Here is a 22,233-nt window from a genome sequence, read left to right on the forward strand (position 1 = left end):
CCGGGCAGTTCCTGGAGCGCCCCGCCCCAGGTGCGGGCAGTTGTCCACAGACGTGCCAGCACCCGGTTTCGAAGCGACGGTGTGCGGGGCGCCGTCTCCCCATGGCCCCGACTGTCGACCTGATCCGGATGGTCGTGCTCCGGCGCGAGCTGATCGAGCAGGAACACACCGATGCACGTGCTGCGCCTCCGCGACGAGCGCGGGCGTCTCGTCGGGCGCACGGACTTCCTGCTCGAGGACGCCGGCATCTTCTTCGAGTTCCAGGGCAAGGAGAAGTATGTCCGACATCGCAGGCCGGGTGAGTCCATGGAGTCCTTCGTGCTTCGCGAGAAGCGACGAATCGAGCTGGATCTCGAGCGGCCCCTCTCCACCGCAGGACGCATCAGACGGCTGATCGCGAGCCGCCGCGCCTCGGGGCCCGAACTTCGTCAGTGAGTCTGCGAGGTCGCCGGCAGTGCGTCGCCAGCACCGTCGCGGTTTCCCCGGCCGACCGGGGAAACCGACTGCTCCGTGCAACAGACGCACAGGAGCCCCCGGCCGTGCGGCCGGGGGCTCCTGTGGTGTGTCAGGCAGTCAGTACGCCAGGGTCACTCGACGAGGCCGGAGACCTGGTCGACCTGCTCGTACTTGTTCTTGGTGTACTCGTTGATGCCGATGGTGCCGGACGCCGGCGAGCCGGTGTCGTTCATGTCGGTCGGACCGGAGGCACCTTCGTAGTCGATGTCCTCGCCGTCCTCGAGCAGCTGCGCGCACTCCTCGAACGTGGAGCACTGGGTGCCCTCACGGGTGACGTTGATGATCTCGGAACCGATCGCCTCACCGTTGTCGCTACCCGCGGCGATGGCGGCCAGGCCGATGATCATCGCGGCGTCGTAGGACTGCGGACCGTAGGAGAAGTCCTTCAGCTTGGGGTCGATGCCCAGCAGCTTGTCGTTGAAGGCCGGGTCGGGGTTGCCGGACACCGGGAGGGTGCCCTTGACGCCGGTCAGGTCGAACTTCTCGTCCGAGTAGTCGGCCAGGTTGCCGTCGACGAAGTAGATCTGGATGTCCTGCGGGCCGATCCCCTTGGCGATCAGCTGCGGGATGATCTTGGTGGTCTCCTCGAAGGCGACGAGGACGAGCGCGTCGGGCTTGGCCGCCGCGATCTTGTTGACCTCCGCGGTGTAGTTCTGCGCGTCGGCGGAGTAGAGGACGAACTCGGCGACGTTGGCGCCCTTCTCCTGCAGCGTCGTCTGGACCTGCTCGGCCAGACCCTCGCCGTAGAAGTCCTGGCGAGCCATGACGGCGACGTTGGAGAAGCCGTCCTCGACCGCGAGGTTGCCGAGCACGGCGCCCTGGAGGGCGTCGGACGGCGCGGTGCGGAAGTAGAGGCCGTTGTCGTCGTAGGTGTCGAAGCCCGCGGCGGTGTTGGCGGGCGAGAAGTGGACGACGCCCGCGCCGGTGATCTTGTCGATGACCGACACCGAGACGCCGGACGCGGCGGCGCCGATGATGGCGTCGACGTCCTGGTTGAACAGCTTGTCGACCTCGGAGCCCGCGATGTCGGGGGTGCCGTCACCGGAGTCGGCGTCGATGTTGACGACGTCCTCACCGAGGACACCGCCGGCCGCGTTCATCTCCTCCACGGCGAGCTTGACGCCCGCGAACTCGGGGGGACCGAGGAACGCGAGGTCACCGGTCTGCGGGAGCAGGTTGCCGATGGTGAGGACGCCGTCGCCGGCAGGAGCCTCACTCGACGACGAGGAGTCCTCGTCGGTGGGCGACGCGGTCGGGTCCTCGTCGCCGCCGCCACAGGCGGTCAGCACGAGGGCGGCTGCAGCGAGCGACGCCCCGATTCGGGCGGCTCGGGTAGTGCGGATCATGAGGCCTCCGGCTCACTAGACATACTCCGGACCGTCGCCCGGAATGGGTGCTGGCGCCGAAAGTATCGTCCGGAAGTCCACTTCGGGAGCACATCCGGGTAACGGTCACGGTCGTTGTCGTTTCGTGACCTTCGATGGGTATGCGACGGAGACCCCGGATCAGCTGCCGCCGAGCCCCGGCCCGTGCTCGACCACGCCCTCCGCGACCTGCCTCATCGAGAGTCGCAGGTCCATCGCCGTCTTCTGGATCCACCGGAAGGCGTCGGGCTCGGAGAGCTCGAGGCTCGTCTGGAGGACCGACTTGGCCCGGTCGACCGCCTTGCGGGTCGCGAGCCGCTCGGCGAGGTCGGCGACCTCCTGCTCGAGGGCGTGGACCTCGGCGAACCGGCTCACCGCCATCTCGATCGCCGGCACGAGGTCGGAGGCCGAGAACGGCTTGACCAGGTAGGCCATCGCCCCTGCGTCCCGCGCCCGGTCGACCAGCTCGCGCTGGGAGAAGGCCGTGAGGATCACGACGGGCGCGATCCGGGCCGCGGCGATCCGCTCGGCGGCGGCGATCCCGTCGAGCACCGGCATCTTGACGTCGAGGATCACCAGGTCAGGCCGCAGCTCCTCGGCCAGCTCGATCGCCCGGGCCCCGTCACCGGCCTGGCCGACGACCTCGTAGCCCTGCTCGCCGAGCATCTCGGCGAGGTCCATCCGGATCAGCGCCTCGTCCTCGGCGATGACGACGCGGCGTACGGCGGAATCGGTCGACGGCGTGCTCACGCCCCGAGGTTATCGAGGCTCCCCCGCGACCCGGACATCGGTGACGACTGCCTGCGGGGGCAGCGCGTGACGGCGAGCGAGGTACAGCTCGACCTCCTCGCGCTCGACCCGGAGCCTGCTCAGCGCTGTGGCGGCCTCCCGCGCGTTGGCCAGCCCGCGCTCGTTGCTCCGCGCCGCCCACCGAAGCACCACCATCGTCACCCGCACGTCGCCTCCGGAAGTCAAAGTAGAGTGAATGACTAGACTTTACCTCAACGGCGGGATCGGACAAGCCTCGGCTACCCTGTGGGCGCCTTCAGCCCCGGTAGTCCAACGGCAGAGACAGTGGTCTCAAACACCATCCAGTGTGAGTTCGAATCTCACCCGGGGCACGTGTCAGTGCCCGTGCCGATCCTCGGGGTGTGCACGACGCCTCCACACGCCATCTGGCGCTGGCCCTGCTCGAGCAGGGGCTGACGCTCTCGCAGGCGAGTCGCGAAACCGGTGTCAGTCGGTCGACCCTACGGGCGTGGCGCTCCGATCCCCGGGCCACGGAGCGGGGCACCGGGTGTCACCTGTGCGCGTCAGTACCCCTCGACGCCCCGGCCTACGCCGCCCTTCTCGGCTACTACCTCGGAGACGGCTGCCTGTCCCGCGCGCAGCGCTACTGGGCACTGCGCGTCTCCTGCGACGCGAAGCTCCCGGGGATCATCGACGACGTGGCGAGGCTGATCACCGCGGTCAGACCCACGGGGCGCGTCTTCCGGATCCGAGCGCCGGGCGTCGTCGTCGTCCAGTCCCACTGGCAACACTGGACCTGCCTCTTCCCGCAGCATGGTCCGGGACGGAAGCACCAGCGGCCGATCGTCCTGGAGGACTGGCAGCGCGCGATCGTCGAGGAGCAGCCCGGTCCCTTCCTCCGGGGGCTCTTCCACTCCGACGGGTGCCGTGCGCGCAACTGGGCTCGACGTACCGTGGCGGGCGTCCCGAAGCGCTACGACTATCCACGATGGCAGTTCACCAATGTCTCGACCGACATCCGCGAGCTCTGCTGCTGGGCGCTCGACATGGCGGAGGTTCCGTGGCGACAGTCCAACGCCACGACGATCAGCGTCTCCCGTCGGGAGGCCGTCGCCAGGCTCGACGAGCTGATCGGACCGAAGCGGTGAGGGTCAGCCGCGGCGGTAGGCCGGCGCGGCCTCGTTGATGGCATCGCCCATCCGGTGGATGCGCAGTGCGTTGGTGGACCCCGGGATGCCCGGGGGCGAGCCGGCGATGATGACGACGAGGTCACCCTCGGCGACCCGGCCGTACGTCAGCAGCTGCTCGTCGACCTGGCGCACCATCTCGTCGGTGTGCTCGACCGGGTCCGTCCGGAAGGTCTCGACGCCCCAGGTCAGCGCGAGCTGGCAGCGCACCTTGTCCTCGGGAGTGAACGCGAGGACCGGGACGTTGCCGCGGTAGCGCGCGAGCCGCCGGGCGGAGTCCCCGGACTGGGTGAACGCGACGAGGAACTTCGCCCCCGCGCGCTCGGCGACCTCGGCCGCGGCCTTGGCGATGATCCCGCCGCGCGTGCGCGGCTGCCACTCGATGGCGGCCATCCGGCGGGGGTCGTACTCCTCGACGTGGCGCACGATCCGGTTCATGGTCCGCACGGCCTCGATCGGGAACTCGCCCACGCTGGTCTCGCCGGAGAGCATCACCGCGTCCGCGCCGTCGAGCACCGCGTTGGCGACGTCCGAGACCTCGGCGCGGGTCGGCGCGGGGTTGGTGATCATCGACTCCAGCATCTGGGTGGCGACGATGACGGGCTTGGCGTTGCGGCGGGCCTTCTCGACCACGCGCTTCTGGAGCAGCGGGACCTGCTCGAGCGGGCACTCCACGCCGAGGTCGCCACGGGCGACCATGAAGGCGTCGAAGGCCTTGACCACCTCGTCGAGGTTGTCGATCGCCTGCGGCTTCTCGATCTTCGCGATCACCGGGAGGCTCAGGCCCTCCTCGTCCATGATCTCCCGCACGCGGTCGACGTCGGAGGCCTGGCGCACGAAGGACAGCGCCACGAAGTCCACCGACATCCGCAGCGCCCAGCGCAGGTCCTCCTCGTCCTTCTCCGACAGGGCCGGGACGCTCACCGCGACGCCGGGGAGGTTGATCCCCTTGTGGTCGCTCACCCGGCCCGCCACGACCACCTCGGTCTCGACGTCCGTGTCGGTGACCTTGAGGACCTTGAGCCGGACCTTGCCGTCGTCGACGAGCACCTGGTCACCCTCGGCCACGTCGCCCGGGAGGCCCTTGTAGGTCGTTCCGCACTCGGAGGCGTCGCCCGGCACGTCACGGGTCGTGATCGTGAACGTCGCGCCCTTCTCGAGCTCCACCGGTCCGTCGGCGAAGTTCTCCAGCCGGATCTTCGGACCCTGCAGGTCGGCGAAGATCGCGACGCCGCGACCCACCTCGTCGGCCGCCTTGCGCACCCAGCGGTAGGCCTTCTCGTGGTCGGCGTGGGACCCGTGACTCATGTTGAGCCGGGCGACGTCCATGCCCGCCTCGATCAGCTCGCGGACGATCTCCTGGGAGGCAGTTGCAGGACCGAGGGTGCAGACGATCTTCGACGTGGCCACGACCCCTACCCTAGCGACTTCTTGGATCGATCAAACAACGAGTGGTCGCTCCGTCGGCGGGATCGGCGCCGGCAGGTTGGTCGACCCCGTCAGGTAGGTGTCGACCGCCGCTGCCGCGGCCCGGCCCTCGGCGATGGCCCAGACGATCAGCGACTGGCCGCGACCGGCGTCGCCGGCGACGAAGACGCCCGGCAGCGAGCTGGCGTAGGACCCGTCGCGCGCGACGTTGCCGCGCTCGTCCAGGTCCACGCCGAGCTGCTCGACCAGGCCCTCCTGCTGCGGGCCGGTGAAGCCCATCGCCAGCAGCACGAGCTCGGCCGGGATCTCCCGCTCGGTGCCCTCGACCGGCTGGAACTTCGCGTCGACCTCGCACAGCCGCAGCGCGCGCACCCGGCCCTCGTCGTCGCCGAGGAACTCCTGGGTCGAGACCGAGTAGACCCGGTCGCCGCCCTCCTCGTGGGCCGACGAGACCCGGAAGAGCATCGGGTAGGTCGGCCACGGCTGGTTGGCCGGGCGGGTGTCCCCCGGCTGCGGCATGATCTCCAGCTGCGTGATCGACGCCGCGCCCTGCCGGATCGACGTGCCGAGGCAGTCGGCTCCCGTGTCGCCACCACCGATGATCACGACGTGCTTGCCGTCGGCCCGGATCTGCCCGTCGACCTCCTCGCCGAGGGAGGCGCGGTTGGACTGCGGCAGGAACTCCATCGCCTGGTGGATGCCGTCGAGCTCGCGGCCCGGGATCGGCAGCTCACGGCCGAGGGTCGAGCCGACGGCGAGCACGACCGCGTCGTAGCGGTCGCGCAGCCGCTCGGCGGTCAGCGCGTCGGAGCCGACGTCGACGCCGGTGCGGAAGATGGTGCCCTCACGCCGCATCTGGTCGAGGCGCCGGTCGAGGTGCTTCTTCTCCATCTTGAACTCGGGGATCCCGTAGCGGAGCAGGCCGCCGACCTTGTCGGCGCGCTCGTAGACCGCCACGGTGTGCCCGGCCCGCGTCAGCTGCTGGGCGGCGGCCAGGCCGGCGGGGCCGGATCCGATGACGGCGACGGTCCGTCCCGACAGCCACTCGGGCGGCTGCGGCCGCACGGCCCGCGACTCCCACGCCCGGTCGATGATCGAGACCTCGACGTTCTTGATCGTCACCGGGTCCTGGTTGATGCCGAGCACGCACGAGGTCTCGCACGGCGCCGGGCACAGCCGCCCGGTGAACTCCGGGAAGTTGTTGGTCGCGTGGAGCCGCTCGATCGCCCCGTCCCAGTCGTCGCGCCAGACCAGGTCGTTCCACTCGGGGATGATGTTGCCCAGCGGGCAGCCCTGGTGGCAGAACGGGATGCCGCAGTCCATGCAGCGCCCGGCCTGGGTGTTGATGATCGGCAGCAGCGCCCGGCCCACCCCGTCGGGGTAGACCTCGTCCCAGTCGTGGACGCGCTCGTCGACGGGCCGGCGGGTCGCGACCTCGCGGCCGTTCTTGAGGAATCCCTTGGGGTCAGCCATGAAGCACCTCCATGATCTTCGCGTCGGTCTGCTTCTCGTCGAGGCCCTCGGCCTCCGCCTCGTCGCGTACGGCGAGCACGCGGGCGAAGTCGCGTGGCATCACGGTCGTGAACCGCTCCACCGCGGACGACCAGTCGGCCAGCAGCCCCTCGGCGACCTCCGAGCCGGTCTCCTCGGCGAAGCGCCGGACCAGCTCCTCCAGCTCGTCGGCCTTCTCGCCCACCGGCAGCAGGTCGACCAGCTCCGGGTTGACCCGGAACGGCTTCAGGTCGAGCACGAACGCGTAGCCGCCGGACATGCCCGCGCCGAAGTTGCGGCCCGTCTTGCCGAGCACGACCACGCGGCCGCCGGTCATGTACTCGCAGCCGTGGTCGCCCACGCCCTCGGTGATCACGGTGGCGCCACTGTTGCGCACGCAGCACCGCTCTCCCACACCGCCGCGCATGAAGATCTCCCCGGACGTGGCGCCGTAGGCGATGGTGTTGCCGGCGATGATCTGCTCGTTGGAGCGGAACGGCGCGGTGGCGGCGGGACGCACCACGATCCTGCCGCCCGACAGGCCCTTGCCGACGTAGTCGTTGGCGTCCCCCTCGAGCCGCAGCGTGATGCCGGGCGGCAGGAAGGCACCGAAGGACTGGCCGGCGGAGCCGGTCAGGGTCAGGTCGATCGTCCCCTCGGGCAGGCCCTCACCGCGGTAGCGCTTGGTCACCTCGTGGCCGAGCATCGTGCCGACCGTGCGGTTGACGTTGCGCACCTCGACCTGGCCGCGCACCGCTTCGCCCGACTCGAGGGCGGGGGCGGCGATCTCGATGAGCTGGTTGTCCAGCGCCTTGTCGAGGCCGTGGTCCTGGGTCTTGGTGTTGCGCAGGTCCTGGCCCTCGAACTGGCCGAACTCGCCGTGGGCGGAGGCCTGGTGGAGGATCGGCGCGAGGTCGAGTCCCGCGGCCTTCCAGTGGTCGACGGCCCGCTCGACGTCGAGGGAGTCGACGCGTCCGATCGCCTCGTCGAGGCTCCGGAACCCGAGCTCGGCGAGCAGCTCGCGCACCTCCTCGGCGATGTACTCGAAGAACGTCACGACGTAGTCGGCCTTGCCGCTGAAGCGCTCGCGCAGCACCGGGTTCTGGGTGGCGACGCCCACCGGACAGGTGTCGAGGTGGCAGACCCGCATCATGATGCAGCCCGACACGACGAGCGGCGCCGTCGCGAACCCGAACTCCTCGGCGCCCAGCAGGGCCGCCACGACGACGTCGCGGCCGGTCTTGAGCTGGCCGTCGGTCTGGACGACGATCCGGTCGCGCAGACCGTTGAGCAGCAGCGTCTGCTGGGTCTCGGCCAGGCCGAGCTCCCACGGACCGCCCGCGTGCTTGAGCGAGGTCAGCGGCGAGGCGCCCGTACCGCCGTCGTGGCCGGAGATCAGGACGACGTCGGCGTGGGCCTTGGAGACGCCTGCCGCGACCGTTCCGACGCCGACCTCGGAGACCAGCTTCACGTGGACGCGGGCCGACGGGTTGGCGTTCTTGAGGTCGTGGATGAGCTGGGCGAGGTCCTCGATCGAGTAGATGTCGTGGTGGGGCGGCGGGCTGATCAGGCCCACGCCCGGCGTCGAGTGCCGGGTCTTCGCCACCCACGGATAGACCTTGTTTCCGGGGAGCTGGCCGCCCTCGCCGGGCTTGGCACCCTGCGCCATCTTGATCTGGATGTCGTCGGAGTTGGTGAGGTACTCCGACGTCACGCCGAAGCGACCGGAGGCGACCTGCTTGATCGAGCTACGACGCTCGGGGTCGTGGAGCCGCTCGGGGTCCTCGCCGCCCTCGCCCGTGTTGGACTTGCCACCCAGCCGGTTCATCGCGATCGCGAGGGTCTCGTGGGCCTCCATCGAGATCGAGCCGTAGGACATGGCCCCGGTCGAGAACCGCTTGACGATCTCCGAGACCGGTTCGACCTCCTCGATCGGGACCGGCCCGCGGCCGGTGCCCTCGGCGTCCTTGAACCGGAACAGGCCGCGCAACGTCATCAACCGCTCGGACTGCTCGTCGACGCGGGACGTGTACTGCTTGAACACGTCGTACTTGCCGGCCCGCGTGGAGTGCTGGAGCCGGAAGACCGTCTCCGGGTCGAAGAGGTGGGGCTCGCCCTCGCGGCGCCACTGGTACTCGCCACCGATCTTGAGCGCCCGGTGGGCAGGCGCGATGCCGGACAGCGGGTAGGCCACCGCGTGCCGGCGCGCGACCTCCTCGGCGATCGTGTCGAGCTCGATGCCGCCGAGCTTGGACGTGGTGCCGGTGAAGTAGCGGTCGACCACGGCCTGCGAGAGCCCGACCGCCTCGAAGATCTGGGCGCCGGTGTAGGAGGCGACCGTCGAGACGCCCATCTTGGACATCACCTTGAGGACGCCCTTGCCGAGCGCCTTCACGAGGTTGGCGACGGCCTGCTCGGGCTCGGTCCTGACGTAGTAGGCGTCGCGCGCGAGGTCCTCGACCGACTCCATCGCGAGGTAGGGGTTGACCGCCGCGGCACCGTAGCCGATGAGCAGCGCGACGTGGTGGACCTCCCGGACGTCGCCGGCCTCGACCAGCAGGCCGACCTGCGTCCGGGTCTTCTCCCGCACCAGGTGGTGGTGGATGGCACCCGTGAGGAGCAGCGACGGGATCGGTGCCCGCTCCTGGGTGGAGTGACGGTCCGACAGGACGATCACGCGGGCCCCCTCGGCGATCGCCGCCGAGACCTCGGCGCACAGCTCGTCGAGGCGGCGAGCCATCGCCTCGCCGCCGCCCTCGACGTCGTAGAGGCCGCGGACCACGTGGGTCGTGAAGCCCGGCATGTCGCCGTCGCGGTTGATGTGGCGGATCTTGGCGAGGTCGTCGTTGGAGATCACCGGGAACGGCAGCACGACCTGGCGGCACGACGCGGGCGCCGGCTCGAGCAGGTTGGCCTCCGGTCCGATGGTGCCGTTGAGGGAGGTCACCAGCTCCTCGCGGATCGCGTCGAGCGGCGGGTTGGTGACCTGGGCGAAGAGCTGGGTGAAGTAGTCGAAGAGCAGCCGGGGCTTGTCGCTCAGGGCCGCGATCGGGGTGTCGGTGCCCATCGAGCCCAGCGGCTCCCCGCCGGTGTTGGCCATCGGCGTCAGCAGCACCCGCAGCTCCTCCTCGGTGTAGCCGAAGATCTGCTGGCGCCGGGTCACCGACGCGTGGGTGTGGACGATGTGCTCGCGCTCGGGGATGTCGTCGAGGTGGATCAGGCCGGCGTGCAGCCACTCGTCGTAGGGGTTCTCCGCGGCCAGCTCGGCCTTGATCTCCTCGTCCTCGATGACGCGGTGCTCGTCGGTGTCGACCAGGAACATCCGGCCCGGCTGGAGCCTGCCCTTGCGGACCACGGAGGCCGGGTCGAGGTCGAGCACGCCGACCTCGGACGCGAGCACGACGAGCCCGTCGTCGGTCACCCAGTAGCGCGAGGGCCGCAGGCCGTTGCGGTCGAGCACGGCGCCGATCTGGGTGCCGTCGGTGAAGACCACGCAGGCGGGGCCGTCCCACGGCTCCATCAGCGCGGAGTGGAACTCGTAGAACGCCCGGCGTGCGTCGTCCATCTCGCCGTGGTTCTCCCACGCCTCGGGGATCATCATCAGCACCGAGTGGGGCAGCGAGCGGCCCCCCATGTGGAGCAGCTCGAGCACCTCGTCGAAGGACGCGGAGTCGGAGTTGCCGGGCGTGCAGATCGGGTAGAGCCGTTCGAGGTCGCCCGGGATCAGGTCGGACTCGAGCAGGGCCTCGCGAGCGCGCATCCAGTTGCGGTTGCCCATCACGGTGTTGATCTCGCCGTTGTGGGCGATGAACCGGAACGGGTGGGCCAGCGGCCAGCTCGGGAAGGTGTTGGTGGAGAACCGCGAGTGGACCACGGCGAGCGCCGAGGCGATCCGCTCGTCGACCAGGTCGGGGAAGAAGTGGTCGAGCTGGTCGGTGGTCAGCATGCCCTTGTAGGCGAGCGTGCGCGAGGACAGCGACGGGAAGTAGACGTCGGCCTCCTTCTCCGCGCGCTTGCGCAGGCAGAAGGCCTGGCGCTCGAGTGCCATCCCCGACACCCGGGCTCCGGAGCCGGCCACGAACAGCTGGCTGAACGTCGGCATCACGCTGCGCGCGGTGGCACCGAGCACGTCGGGGCTGGTGGGGACGTCGCGCCACCCGAGGACGGCAAGACCCTCCTCGGCAGCCAGCTGCTCGATCCGGGCGCGCGCCTTGGCCGCGCCCTCGTCGTCGGCGGGGAGGAACGCCGTGCCGACGGCGTAGGAACCGAGCGGCGGGAGCTCGACGCCGGTGTCCTGCGCGACCTGGCGCAGGAAGGTGTCGGGGACCTGCATCAAGATGCCGGCCCCGTCACCGGAGTTGGGCTCGGCACCGGCGGCGCCGCGGTGGTCGAGGTTGCGCAGGGCCGTGAGCGCCTTGGCCACGATGTCGTGGCTGGGCTCCCCGGTCAGCGTCGCCACGAAGGCCACGCCGCAGGCGTCGTGCTCCTGGCGGGGGTCGTAGAGGCCCTGGGGCGGCGGGAACGCGTGCGTGGACACCAGTTCTTCTCCCGTCGTCGTCGTCCGGCGCCGTGAGGCGGGCGGACTCAGCGAAAGCGTGCGGTGGTGCTTCGCGCAGGGGACGACGTTGGCCCGAGCGGCGAGGTCACGCTATCACTCGGTGGCCGTGGGCTCCTCGGCCTCTCTCACCCCTCGGTCGTCCCCCGCGTCCGCGCGGCGCACGACCTCCTCGCGGCCGGGATGGCGCCGGGCCGAGATCAAGAAGTAGGCCGCCGCGACGACGAAGAGCACGATCGAGGTCCACACGTTGAGGCGGAGCCCGAAGATGTCGTCCATCTGGACGTCGTCGATGCGGAGGTACTCGATCCAGCCCCGGCCCAGCGTGTAGGTCATGACGTAGAGCGCGACGACCCGGCCGTGGCCCAGACGGAACCGTCGGTCGGCCCAGACCACGACGAGGAAGGCGGCGAGGTTCCACAGGCACTCGTAGAGGAACGTCGGGTGGAACGTCGTGCCGACCGGGAACCCGGCGGCGAGGGCGGTGTCCGGGCTCACCTCCAGGCCCCACGGCAGGTCGGTGGGACGTCCGAAGAGCTCCTGGTTGAACCAGTTGCCCCAGCGCCCGAGCGCCTGCGCGACGAGGACGCCCGGTGCGAGGGCGTCGAGCATCGGCAGCACCTTGATGCCGCTGCGACGGGCCCCGATCACGACGCCGAGGGCGCCGAGCGCCACGGCACCCCAGATGCCGAGTCCGCCACGCCAGACGTAGAGGGCGGTGATCGGGTTCTTGTCCTCGCCGAAGTAGAGCTGGTAGTCCGTGATGACGTGGTAGAGCCGGCCACCGACCAGGCCGAAGGGCACCGCCCAGAGCGCGAGGTCGGTCACCTCGCCACTGCGGCCGCCGCGAGCGATCCAGCGGCGCTCACCGATCCAGATCGCGGCGACGATCCCGAGGATGATCGAGAGCGCGTAGCCACGAATGGGCACCGGCCCGACGTACCAGACGCCCTGGGACGGGCTCGGGATCGTCAGTGGCAGCAGCTCGGGAAGCAGGTCGGGCAGCACCATCAGCCATCTCCCAGCAGCGTGTGGATGTCGGAGGCGAACTCGGAGGCGGAGGTGCCCTCGGTCCAGACGATCGGGACCCGGTCGTTGCCGTCGACGCCGAGCACCTGGGTCGAGTGGGTGACCTCGTAGCCGCCGCTGGGCAGCTTCTTCCCCTCCTCGACGGCCACCCCGACGTCGGCCCCGATCTCCGTGATCGTGTCGAGGTCGCCGGTCAGCCCGACGAAGGACGGGTCGAACCGGTCGAGGTAGGTCCGCAGCACCTGCTCGTCGTCCCGCGCCGGGTCCGTCGTCACGAAGACGACGTCGACCTGGTCGCGGTCGGCGTCGTCGAGGCGGGTCAGCCCGGCGGTCACGTTGGCCATCACCGTCTGGCAGATGTCGGGACAGTTCGTGTAGCCGAAGAAGACGAGCGTCAGCCGCTTGGCGGTGTCGTCGGCCAAGGAGTAGGGCTCACCACCGGTGTCGGTCAGGCTCGTCGCAGGCACGGTGTAGGGCTCGGTGAGGACCGCCCCGGCGACCTCGCCCGACGCGGAGCTGCAGCCTGCCAGGAGCGTGGCGCCGAGCGCCACGCCGGCGAGCCACCCGGCCGCGGACCGGCGGTCAGTCACCCCGCACACCCCGGGCCAGCTCCCCCGCGAGCGAGCCGAGCGCCTTCAGACCCGCCGAGCGGTCGTCGTGGTCGAGCAACGTGCGGACGAACGCGGACCCGACGATGACGCCGTCGGCGTACGACGCCACCTCGGCGGCCTGGGCACCGGTGCCGACGCCCAGCCCGACCGCGACCGGGAGCGAGGTGGTCTCGCGGGTGCGAGCGACCAGGGGGGCGGCGAGGTCGCTGGAGGAGTCACGGGCGCCGGTGACCCCCATGACCGCGGTGGCGTAGACGAAGCCACGGCACGCGGCTGTGGTCAGCGTGATGCGCTCGAGCGTCGAGCTCGGGGCGACCAGGAAGATCTTGTCGAGGTCGAGGTCGTCGGCCGCGGCGATCCACTCCGGCGCGGAGTCAGGCGTCAGGTCGGGCGTGATCAGCCCCGACCCGCCGGCGGAGGCGAGGTCCTGGGCGAAACGGCGGACGCCGTAGCGCTCCACCGGGTTCCAGTAGGTCATGACCACGGCCGGCGTTCCCGTGTCGGCGACCGCCTCGACGGTGCGCAGCACGTCGCGGGTGCGGACCCCGCCCTCGAGCGCCTGCTGGGCCGCGGCCTGGATCGTCGGACCGTCCATGACGGGGTCGGTGTAGGGCAGGCCCACCTCGATCACGTCGCAGCCCGCGTCGACCATGACGCGGAGCGCCTCGATCGAGCCCTCGACGTCGGGAAAGCCGGCCGGCAGGTATCCGACGAGCGCGGCGCGGTCCTCCGCGCGCGCCCGGTCGAACGCGGCGGCCGTCGTGGGAGTGCTCACCGCTGCTTCTCCTCGCCCAGTCCGAACCACTCCATCGCGGTCTCCATGTCCTTGTCGCCACGGCCGGAGAGGTTGACCAGCACCAGGCCCTCGGGGCCGAGCTCGCGGGCGAGGTCGTAGGCGCCGGACAGCGCGTGGGCCGATTCGACCGCCGCGATGATGCCCTCGGTGCGGGCGAGCAGCGCGAGCGCGTCCATGGCCTGGGCGTCGGTGACCGGCGTGTAGTCGGCCCGACCGGACTTGGCGAGGTGGGCGTGCTGGGGGCCGACACCGGGGTAGTCGAGACCGGCGGAGATCGAGTGGGACTCGATCGTCTGGCCGTCCTCGTCCTGGAGGACGAAGGTGCGTGCGCCGTGGAGCACGCCGCTCTCACCGGCGTGGATCGTCGCGGCATGACGGCCGGTCTCGAAGCCCTCTCCCCCGGCCTCGAAACCGTGGATCGCGACGTCGCGGTCGTCGAGGAACGCCGAGAAGAGCCCGATCGCGTTGGAGCCGCCGCCGACGCAGGCCGCGACCGCGTCGGGCAGCCGGCCGGTGAGGTCCAGGCACTGGGCGCGGGCCTCGTCGCCGATGCCGCGGGTGAAGTCGCGGACCATGCTCGGGAAGGGGTGGGGGCCTGCCGCCGTCCCGAACAGGTAGGCCGTGTGGTCGACGCTGGCGACCCAGTCACGCAGCGCCTCGTTGATCGCGTCCTTGAGGGTGGCGCTGCCCGACTCGACCGGCACGACCGTGGCGCCGAGCAGCTGCATGCGGGCGACGTTGAGCGCCTGTCGACGGGTGTCGACAGCGCCCATGTAGACGGTGCAGTCGAGGCCGAAGTAGGCCGCCGCCGTCGCCGAGGCGACGCCGTGCTGGCCCGCTCCGGTCTCGGCGATGACGCGCTGCTTGCCCATCCGCTTGGTCAGCAGGGCCTGGCCGAGCACGTTGCGCACCTTGTGGGCGCCGGTGTGGTTGAGGTCCTCGCGCTTGAGCAGGATCCGTGCACCGCCGAGCCGGTCGCTGAGCCGGGTCGCGTCGTAGAGCGGGCTCGGCACGTTGGCGTAGTCGCGCAGGATGCGGTCGAACTCCTCGTTGAAGGAGTCGTCGGCCCGGGCCTCCTGCCAGGCGGCCGTCAGCTCGTCGAGCGCCGCGACGAGGGCCTCGGGCATGAACCGTCCGCCGAAGTCACCGAACCAGCCGAGCGCGTCGGCGTCCCAGCTGTCGATGCCTGCCGGGTCGGGCTGCTGCGTCATCGCGTCACTCCTGTCATCGCACGGACGGCGGCCGTCGGGTCACCGTCCCTGACCAGGGCCTCGCCCACCAGCACCGCGCGGGCTCCCTCGCCCACGAAGCGCGCCACGTCGGCGACACCGGTGATGCCGGACTCGGCGACGAGCACCCGGTCGTCCGGGACCAACGGTGCCAGCCGGCCAAAGGTGGTCGGGTCGACCGCCAGCGTCTTGAGGTTGCGCGCGTTGACCCCGACCAGCTCCGCCCCGAGGTCGACCGCCCGCTCGGTCTCCGCCTCGTCGTGGACCTCGACGAGGACCGCGAGGCCCAGCTCCCCGGCGAGGTCGTGGAGCCGACGCAGGTCGTCGTCGTCGAGCGCCGCCACGATCAGCAGCACCAGGTCGGCCCCGGCAGCACGAGCCTCCAGCACCTGGTAGGGCTCGACGGTGAAGTCCTTGCGCAGCAGCGGGACGTCGACGGCCGCGCGCACGGCGCGCAGGTCGTCGAGGCTGCCGCCGAAGCGTCGCTCCTCGGTCAGGACGCTGATCGCGGCGGCTCCGCCCGCGGCGTACTGCTGTGCCAGGGCGGCGGGATCGGGGATGTCGGCGAGGTCACCCTTGCTCGGGCTGCGGCGCTTGACCTCGGCGATCACGCTCGACCCGGCACCGCGGAAGTGGGGCATCGGGTCGCGCGGCGCGGGTGCGTCGGCGAGGGCTGCTCGGAGGTCTGCCTCGGACAACTGGGTCTGCCGGCGCTCGAGGTCGACACGCACCCCCGCGACGATGTCGTCGAGGACGGACACGGCGTGCTCCTGGGTGGACCCGCGAGGGCCCGGATCGGGGGTGGGGTCAGTGGTCAGAGCTGTTGAGGCCCATCTTGGCCATGACGGCGAAGACGACCAGCGAGCCGACGCCGATGGCGCAGCCGATCCAGAACAGCGACATGCTGACGGGGTCCTGCATGAGTGCCACGCCGCCGACGACGAACCCGAGCATCGCCACCGAGACCCCGGTCCAGGCGGCGGGGGTGTTGCCGTGGCTGTCAGACATGTGCGGGCTCCTCGGGGCAGGGACGGACCGGTCAGGCGGCACCAGTGTAGTGAGCCGCTCACGCGGTGGGGTCGTGCCCCTCGTCCATGGACTTCCACAGGTCGAGGTGGCTGCGCTCGGCCGGTTCGACCCGGACGTCCTCGCCGCTGCCGGGCGCGTCGTAGCGGCTGCCCATCTCGGGCCACGACGGCGTCAGGCGCACGGCGGCAGCGGTCGCCACGACCGACACCACGGCGGCGAATGCGCCCGACCAGAACCAGGCCGAGAAGCCCGCGGCGCCCACGTCGCTCCCCTGCTCGCGGATCGCCTGGGCCACCTGGTCCGGCAGCGTCAGGGCGGCCAGGACCACGGCGGCCAGCAGGCCGACCGCGGCCACCAGCGCCAGGCCGGCGACCAGGCGACGCAACCGTCCACGGGTCACCAGCACGACGCCCCAGGCGGCGAGCACCACGAGGCCGAGGGCGAGGGCGACCGGCATCTCACCCGCCGAGGCCACCGGGTCGGCGAGGTCGATGCCGGGCACCGGGTCCCCCGCCGGGGCGGCGCCCCGCTCGACCACCCACGGGCGAGTGCCGGCGACGGCCGCGAGAGTCGCGGCCGCGAGCCCGGCGAGGACGGTGGGGCCGAAGGTGCGGCGCCCGGTCACGCCCGGTGCACCAGGTCGGCGTCGAAGCAGGTGCGGTCGCCGGTGTGGCACGCCGCCCCGTGCTGGTGGACCGTGAGCAGGAGGGTGTCCCCGTCGCAGTCGAGCCGGACCTCTCGCACGTCCTGGACGTGGCCCGAGGTCTCGCCCTTCACCCAGTAGTCCTGGCGCGAGCGGGACCAGTAGGTCGCGCGGCCGGTGTCGAGGGTGCGGGCCAGGGCGACATCGTCCATCCACGCCAGCATCAGCACCTCACCGGTGCCGTGCTGCTGGACCACCGCCGGCAGCAGCCCCTCGGCGTTCCAGCGGACGCGGTCGGAGATGGTGGGGTCGAGCTCGGTCATGTCGACCAGTATCGCCCTCAGCCCGTCGGCGCCGTCCGCTGGGCGACCCACGAGGCGTGGAGCCCGGCGTAGACCGACCCGGACTGGGTGACGAGCTCGGCGTGGGGCCCGCGCTGCACGATGCGTCCCCGGTCGACGACGACCACCTCGTCGGCGTTCTCGGCCGTCGACAGCCGGTGGGCGATCGTCACGGACGTCCGGCCCGACATGAGTCGTTCGAGCGCACGCCCGATGCGCATCTCGAGCTGGGGGTCGACGGCCGAGGTCGCCTCGTCGAGCACCAGCAGGTCGGGGTCGGCGAGGTGGGCCCGCAGCAGCGCGACGAGCTGCCGCTCCCCCGCGCTCAGCGACTCCCCGCGCTGGCCGACCCGCGTCGCCAGTCCCCGGGGCAGGCCCGCGACCCAGTCGGCGAGGCCGAGCTCCTCGGCGCTCGCGAGGATGTCTGCCTCGGTCGCGTCGAGCCGTCCGTAGCGGACGTTGGCCGTGATGGTGTCGTCGAAGAGGAAGCCCTCCTGCGGCACGAGCACGACACTGCGCCGGAGGCTGGCCGCGGCGACGTCGCGCACGTCGATGCCGTCGAGGAGCACGCGACCCGCCGTGGGGTCCATGAGGCGAGTGAGCAGCTTCGCGAAGGTCGACTTGCCCGAGCCCGTCTCCCCCACGATCGCGACCCGGGTGCCGGCGTCGATCGCCATCGTCACGTCGTGGAGGACCGGCGGGCCGGCGGGGTAGGCGAACGTGACGTCGTCGAAGGCGATGTCGACCGGCCCGCGCGGCAGCACCTCGCCCTCGGACCCGGGGTCGACGAGGTCGGCCGGCGTCTCGAGGATCCCGATGACGCGGCGCCAGCTCGCGATCGCGTTCTGGGCGTCGGTGAGGATCTGGGTCCCCATCTGCACCGGGCCGACGAAGAGGGTGACCAGGAAGGCGAACGCGAGCACCGTGCCGGAGGTCATGTCACCGGTGAAGCCGAGCAGCACCCCGATCACCAGCACCCCGGCGTTGGCGAGACCGGCCGAGAGGCCGCCCAGCGAGAACGACACCACGGTGTAGCGCTGGGCGGTGATGCTGGCCGACTTGAAGGCGTCGATGGAGGTGTCGATGCGGTCCTGGGTACGCCGCTCCACGGCGTAGGAGCGCACCACCTCCGCGCCCACCACGGGCTCGGAGATCGCCGACAGCATCACGCCGACCTGCTGGCGCACCACCGCGTAGGCGGCGGTGAGCTTGCGCTGGAACCACCGGATCGACAAGAAGAGCGGCGCGAACGCGAGCCACACCACGAGGGCGAGCTGCCAGCTGTAGGCCACCATCACGATCGTCGCGACCAGCACCTGGCCGATGCTGACCACGAAGATCAGGCCGCCGAACACCAGGAACTGGCTGATCTGGTCGACGTCGGTGGTGACGCGCGAGACGAGCGCGCCACGGCGCTCGGTGTTCTGGGTGAGCAGCGGCAGGTCGTGGACGTGGCGGAACGCCTTGACCCGCAGCGTGGCGAGCCCGCGCTCGGAGGTTCGGAACAGCCGGCTGGTCATGAGGTAGGAGGCGGTGCTGGTCACGACGATGCCGAGGGCGGCGACGAGCCCCATCAGCACCACGAAGGAGACGTCGGGCCCGCCCGGGCCGCGCAGCCCCCGGTCGATCGTCTGCTGGACCGCGATCGGGATGATCACCTGCCCGAACGAGGCGACGACGGCGAAGACCAGCGTCAGTCGCAGACCGTCCTTCAGCTCGGGGCTGACGGCGAGGCCACGCCGGATCGTCTCGATCGGCGCGAGGTCCTCGCCGGTGTCGAACCGGGTGCCCTGCTCGGTCGTGGCGCTCATCGGGTGGTCTCCTCGTGGGCGGCGTGCTCGTAGGCGTTGACGAGGCGGCCGTAGCGGACGCTGCGCTCCAGCAGCTCCTCGTGGGTGCCGCGGTCGGCGACCCGGCCCTGGTCGAGGTGGATGACCTCGTCGGCCAGCGCGATGGTCGCCTTGCGGTAGGCGACGACCACCAGGGTCGCGCCGCGGTCGTCCTCGCGCAGCGTCGCCAGGATGCGCGCCTCGACCTCGGGGTCGACCGCCGACGTGGCGTCGTCGAGCACGAGCAGTCGCGGGCGGCGTACGAGCGCCCGGGCCAGCGAGATCCGCTGCCGCTGGCCGCCGGACAGGGACGTGCCGCGCTCGCCCAGCGCCGTGTCGAGACCGTGGGGCAGGGCCGCGACGAAGCCGTCGGCCTCGGCCGCACGCAGCGCCGCCCAGACCTGCTCGTCGGAGACGTCGGCACCGAGGGTGACGTTGTCGCGCACGGTGTCGTCGAAGAGGAAGGCCGTCTGGCCGACGACCGAGACCGAGTCGGACAAGGTGCCGTGGGCGAGGTCGCGCAGGTCGAGGCCGTCGACTCGGACCCGACCGCGCTGGGGGTCGAAGAGGCGCGCCAGCAGGTGGGTCAGGGTGCTCTTGCCGGACGCCGTCGGGCCGACGAGCGCGACGGTCCGTCCGGGCTCGACGTCGAAGGTGACGCCGTCGAGCAACGGGACGGCCTGCTCGTAGGAGAACCCGAGACCCTCGACCTCCAGCCGGGCGCCCGAGGCCGGGGCGGGGAGCACGGCGTCGCCATAGGGCATCGCCCCGGTGGCGTCGAGGACCCGCTGGGTCCGGCGGAACCCCACCACGCTGCGCGGGAACTCGCCGAGCAGCCACCCGATCGAGCGGATCGGGAAGGAGACGATGGTGAGAAGGTAGGCGACCGTCACCACGTCTCCGGGATCGGTGGCACCGCTGAGCACGCGCTCGACGCCCACGGCGAGGACCACGAGGACCCCGAAGTTGGGCAGGGACGCGAGGGTCGGGTCGAAGACCGCGCGGATCCGGCCGGCCCGGACGTTGACGTCTCGGAGCTCGTGGGCCTTGGCGGTGAACCGTGCGGTCTCCTCGGCCTCGCGGCCGAGGGTCTTCACGACCATCGCGCCGTCGAACGACTCGTGGGCGATCTCGCTGACCTCGGCCCGCAGGCCCTGGGCCCGCGTCATCAGCGGCGAGGACAGCCGCTGGTAGAAGAGGTTGGCGACGACGACGGCGGGGAAGACGAGCAGGCCGACCAGCGCCATCACCACGTCGGCCGCGAGCATCTGGACGATCGCCACGATCATCATCACGAGGGTGCCGACCGCCATCGGGAGCGGCGCGATCGGACCCCACGCGGCCTCGACGTCGGAGTAGGCGTTGGAGAGCAGCTGACCGGTCGGGTGGCGCTGGTGCCACTCCATCGGGAGCGAGAGGTACTGCCGGGTCACCTCACGCCGTGAGTGGGCCTGCATGCGGTACTGCATGAGGCCCGCGCCGAGCCGGCGGGCCACGATGCCGACGGCACGCAGGACGGCGACCGCCATGAAGAGTCCGAGCACCGCCCACAGCAGGCCGCTGGCGATCTCCCCGTCGCGGAAGGCGGGGACCACGACGTGGTCGGTGGCCCAGCCGAGCACCCAGGCGTCGGCGACCGTCATCACGCCGAAGAGCAGGCTGCCGATGGTGGAGAGGGTGAAGATCCACGGCTCGCGCCGGATCGCCACGCCGAGGACGGCGAAACCATCGCCGGTCGTCGATCCCCTGCCCGATCCCTGGGTCGACTCCCGGGTGTCCCGCTCGTCCGTCACTCTGCTCCGCGCTCCCTCGACTCGTCCGCCTGCCCCCAACCGGGGGCCCGGTCAGGCTATTCCCGGGCGGTGACAGGCGACGAATCGCTCGCGCGTCAGTGGCGGACGGGGTGGCCGGCGTCGGCCAGGGTCTGCTTGACCTCGCCGATGCGCAGGGTGCCGAAGTGGAAGACGGTCGCGGCGAGGACCGCGTCGGCCCCGGCGTGGACCGCCGGCGGGAAGTGCTCGAGCCGCCCCGCTCCCCCGCTGGCGATCACCGGGACGCGCACCTCGCGGCGTACGGCCTCGATGAGCTCGAGGTCGAAGCCGTCGGTGGTGCCGTCGGCGTCCATCGCGTTGAGCAGGATCTCGCCGGCACCGAGCTCCTCGGCCCGCCGCGCCCACTCGATCGCGTCGAGGCCGGCGGACTTCCGCCCGCCGTGGGTGGTGACCTCGAAGCCGGAGTCCGTGGGACGCTCGCCGGTCGCCCTGCGGGCGTCGACCGAGAGCACCAGCACCTGGTTGCCGAAGCGGTCGGCGATCTCGGCGACGAGCTCGGGCCGGTGGATGGCCGCGGTGTTGACCGCGATCTTGTCGGCCCCCGCGCGCAGCAGCCGGTCGACGTCCTCGATGCTGGAGATGCCGCCACCGACGGTGAGGGGGATGAAGACCTCCTCGGCGCAGCGCGACACCACCTCCAGGGTGGTGGCCCGTCCCTCGTGGGAGGCGGAGATGTCGAGGAAGGTCAGCTCGTCGGCGCCCTCGGCGTCGTAGGTGCGGGCGAGCTCGACCGGGTCGCCGGCGTCCCTCAGCTCCTGGAAGTTGACGCCCTTGACCACCCGGCCGGCGTCGACGTCGAGGCAGGGGATGACACGCACCGCGAGGGTCACGGGGCCCCCTTCGTGAGCGCGAGCGCCTCCTCCAGGGTGAAGCGGCCCTCGTAGAGCGCGGTGCCGGCGATCGCGCCCTCGACACCGACGGGCACCAGCTCCATCAGTGCGCGGACGTCCTCGATGGTCGTCACTCCCCCACTGGCGACGACCGGGCGGTCGGTGGCCGAGCAGACGTCCCGGAGGAGGTCGAGGTTCGGGCCCTGCAGCATGCCGTCCTTGTTGACGTCGGTGACGACGTAGCGGGCGCAGCCCTCGGAGTCGAGGCGGGCCAGCACCTCGTAGAGGTCGCCGCCGTCGCGCGTCCAGCCGCGCGCCGCCAGCGTCCGGCCCCGTACGTCGAGCCCGACGGCCACGCGGTCGCCGTGGTCGGCGATGGCGGCCGCGCACCACGCCGGCTGCTCGAGCGCCGCCGTCCCGATGTTGACGCGGCGACAGCCGGTCGCCATCGCGGCGGCGAGCGATTCGTCGTCGCGGATCCCGCCGCTCATCTCGACGTCGATGTCGAGCGCGCCGACGATCCTCGCCTGCAGCTCGCGGTTGTGACCGTGGCCGAACGCGGCGTCGAGGTCCACGAGGTGGATCCACTCCGCGCCGGCCTCCTGCCACCGCAGCGCCGCCTCGACCGGGTCGCCGAAGCGCTTCTCCGACCCGTCGACGCCCTGCACCAGCTGGACGGCCTGGCCGCCCTTGATGTCGACGGCGGGGAGCAGCTCGAGGCGTCGTCCTGAGCCTGTCGAAGGGTAGTCGCTCATGTCTCTCTCTCGGTCGTG

Annotated in this window: 19 protein-coding genes and 1 tRNA gene; 3 read left to right on the forward strand and 17 right to left on the reverse strand. The window is 71.3% G+C overall.

Translation table 11 applies throughout. The annotated features are described in order from the left end of the window. Window positions 1–171 precede the first annotated feature (171 nt). Entirely contained in the window at window positions 172–435 is a 264-nt protein-coding gene (locus ABD091_RS01365) for a hypothetical protein (protein WP_343915322.1), read from the forward strand. Between the two features lie 152 nt (window positions 436–587). Here the strand turns inward: ABD091_RS01365 and ABD091_RS01370 are convergent, their stop codons facing one another. Both ABD091_RS01370 and ABD091_RS01375 read right to left on the reverse strand, forming a co-directional pair. Further along, window positions 588–1,862: an ABC transporter substrate-binding protein gene (locus ABD091_RS01370; protein WP_343915323.1), complete on the reverse strand. Its 1,275-nt coding sequence runs from the start codon at window positions 1,860–1,862 to the stop codon at window positions 588–590. A gap of 159 nt (window positions 1,863–2,021) precedes the next feature. Next, complete coding sequence (locus ABD091_RS01375) at window positions 2,022–2,630, reverse strand: ANTAR domain-containing response regulator (RefSeq protein WP_343915324.1); 609 nt, start codon at window positions 2,628–2,630, stop codon at window positions 2,022–2,024. A 298-nt stretch (window positions 2,631–2,928) separates the two neighbouring features. Between ABD091_RS01375 and ABD091_RS01380 the strand changes: the two genes are divergently transcribed. Together ABD091_RS01380 and ABD091_RS01385 are read left to right on the forward strand one after the other, a co-directional pair. Continuing rightward, a tRNA-Leu gene (locus ABD091_RS01380) sits at window positions 2,929–3,001 on the forward strand. A 30-nt stretch (window positions 3,002–3,031) separates the two neighbouring features. Continuing rightward, window positions 3,032–3,778 (forward strand): helix-turn-helix domain-containing protein, encoded by a 747-nt coding sequence (locus ABD091_RS01385; RefSeq protein ID WP_343915325.1) that lies wholly within the window; start codon window positions 3,032–3,034, stop codon window positions 3,776–3,778. A 3-nt stretch (window positions 3,779–3,781) separates the two neighbouring features. On the opposite strand, the gene pyk is transcribed toward ABD091_RS01385, so the two are convergent. From pyk to priA, 15 genes are all read right to left on the reverse strand, one after another. Next, window positions 3,782–5,227: a pyruvate kinase gene (gene pyk, locus ABD091_RS01390; RefSeq protein ID WP_343915326.1), complete on the reverse strand. Its 1,446-nt coding sequence runs from the start codon at window positions 5,225–5,227 to the stop codon at window positions 3,782–3,784. 30 nt (window positions 5,228–5,257) lie between these two features. Continuing rightward, window positions 5,258–6,718, reverse strand: coding sequence for a glutamate synthase subunit beta (locus tag ABD091_RS01395; RefSeq protein ID WP_343915327.1), 1,461 nt, complete (start codon window positions 6,716–6,718; stop codon window positions 5,258–5,260). Beyond that, the gene (gene gltB / locus ABD091_RS01400; protein ID WP_343920853.1) at window positions 6,711–11,276 is read right to left on the reverse strand and encodes a glutamate synthase large subunit; all 4,566 of its coding nucleotides are present in this window, start codon (window positions 11,274–11,276) and stop codon (window positions 6,711–6,713) included. Before gltB ends, ABD091_RS01395 begins: the two co-directional genes overlap by 8 nt. A gap of 111 nt (window positions 11,277–11,387) precedes the next feature. Continuing rightward, complete coding sequence (lgt, locus tag ABD091_RS01405; protein WP_343915328.1) at window positions 11,388–12,302, reverse strand: prolipoprotein diacylglyceryl transferase; 915 nt, start codon at window positions 12,300–12,302, stop codon at window positions 11,388–11,390. Further along, window positions 12,302–12,910, reverse strand: coding sequence for an SCO family protein (locus ABD091_RS01410; protein ID WP_343915329.1), 609 nt, complete (start codon window positions 12,908–12,910; stop codon window positions 12,302–12,304). The genes lgt and ABD091_RS01410 overlap by 1 nt, the downstream gene beginning before the upstream one ends. Further along, window positions 12,903–13,706, reverse strand: a complete 804-nt coding sequence (gene trpA / locus ABD091_RS01415) for a tryptophan synthase subunit alpha (RefSeq protein WP_343915330.1) — start codon at window positions 13,704–13,706, stop codon at window positions 12,903–12,905. Before trpA ends, ABD091_RS01410 begins: the two co-directional genes overlap by 8 nt. Next, window positions 13,703–14,938: a tryptophan synthase subunit beta gene (gene trpB / locus ABD091_RS01420; protein WP_343915331.1), complete on the reverse strand. Its 1,236-nt coding sequence runs from the start codon at window positions 14,936–14,938 to the stop codon at window positions 13,703–13,705. The genes trpA and trpB overlap by 4 nt, the downstream gene beginning before the upstream one ends. After that, entirely contained in the window at window positions 14,935–15,717 is a 783-nt protein-coding gene (gene trpC, locus ABD091_RS01425) for an indole-3-glycerol phosphate synthase TrpC (RefSeq protein ID WP_343915332.1), read from the reverse strand. The genes trpB and trpC overlap by 4 nt, the downstream gene beginning before the upstream one ends. Window positions 15,718–15,763: 46 nt before the next feature. Further along, window positions 15,764–15,964, reverse strand: coding sequence for an HGxxPAAW family protein (locus tag ABD091_RS01430; RefSeq protein ID WP_343915333.1), 201 nt, complete (start codon window positions 15,962–15,964; stop codon window positions 15,764–15,766). Between the two features lie 58 nt (window positions 15,965–16,022). After that, window positions 16,023–16,610 carry a Trp biosynthesis-associated membrane protein gene (locus tag ABD091_RS01435; RefSeq protein WP_343915334.1) on the reverse strand — a complete coding sequence of 196 codons (588 nt, stop codon included), beginning with the start codon at window positions 16,608–16,610 and terminating at the stop codon, window positions 16,023–16,025. Then, the gene (gene hisI / locus ABD091_RS01440) at window positions 16,607–16,951 is read right to left on the reverse strand and encodes a phosphoribosyl-AMP cyclohydrolase (RefSeq protein ID WP_343915335.1); all 345 of its coding nucleotides are present in this window, start codon (window positions 16,949–16,951) and stop codon (window positions 16,607–16,609) included. The genes ABD091_RS01435 and hisI overlap by 4 nt, the downstream gene beginning before the upstream one ends. Before the next feature lie 17 nt (window positions 16,952–16,968). Then, on the reverse strand, window positions 16,969–18,780 hold the full coding sequence (locus tag ABD091_RS01445) for an ABC transporter ATP-binding protein (protein WP_343915336.1): 1,812 nt from the start codon (window positions 18,778–18,780) through the stop codon (window positions 16,969–16,971). Continuing rightward, entirely contained in the window at window positions 18,777–20,591 is a 1,815-nt protein-coding gene (locus ABD091_RS01450) for an ABC transporter ATP-binding protein (RefSeq protein WP_343915337.1), read from the reverse strand. The genes ABD091_RS01445 and ABD091_RS01450 overlap by 4 nt, the downstream gene beginning before the upstream one ends. Window positions 20,592–20,686: 95 nt before the next feature. Beyond that, on the reverse strand, window positions 20,687–21,460 hold the full coding sequence (gene hisF / locus ABD091_RS01455) for an imidazole glycerol phosphate synthase subunit HisF (protein WP_343915338.1): 774 nt from the start codon (window positions 21,458–21,460) through the stop codon (window positions 20,687–20,689). Further along, window positions 21,457–22,215, reverse strand: a complete 759-nt coding sequence (gene priA / locus ABD091_RS01460) for a bifunctional 1-(5-phosphoribosyl)-5-((5-phosphoribosylamino)methylideneamino)imidazole-4-carboxamide isomerase/phosphoribosylanthranilate isomerase PriA (protein ID WP_343915339.1) — start codon at window positions 22,213–22,215, stop codon at window positions 21,457–21,459. The genes hisF and priA overlap by 4 nt, the downstream gene beginning before the upstream one ends. Window positions 22,216–22,233: the final 18 nt, after the last annotated feature.

The sequence above is a fragment of the Nocardioides aestuarii genome (assembly GCF_039527245.1).
In the GTDB taxonomy this organism is placed as follows: Bacteria; Actinomycetota; Actinomycetes; order Propionibacteriales; family Nocardioidaceae; genus Nocardioides; species Nocardioides aestuarii.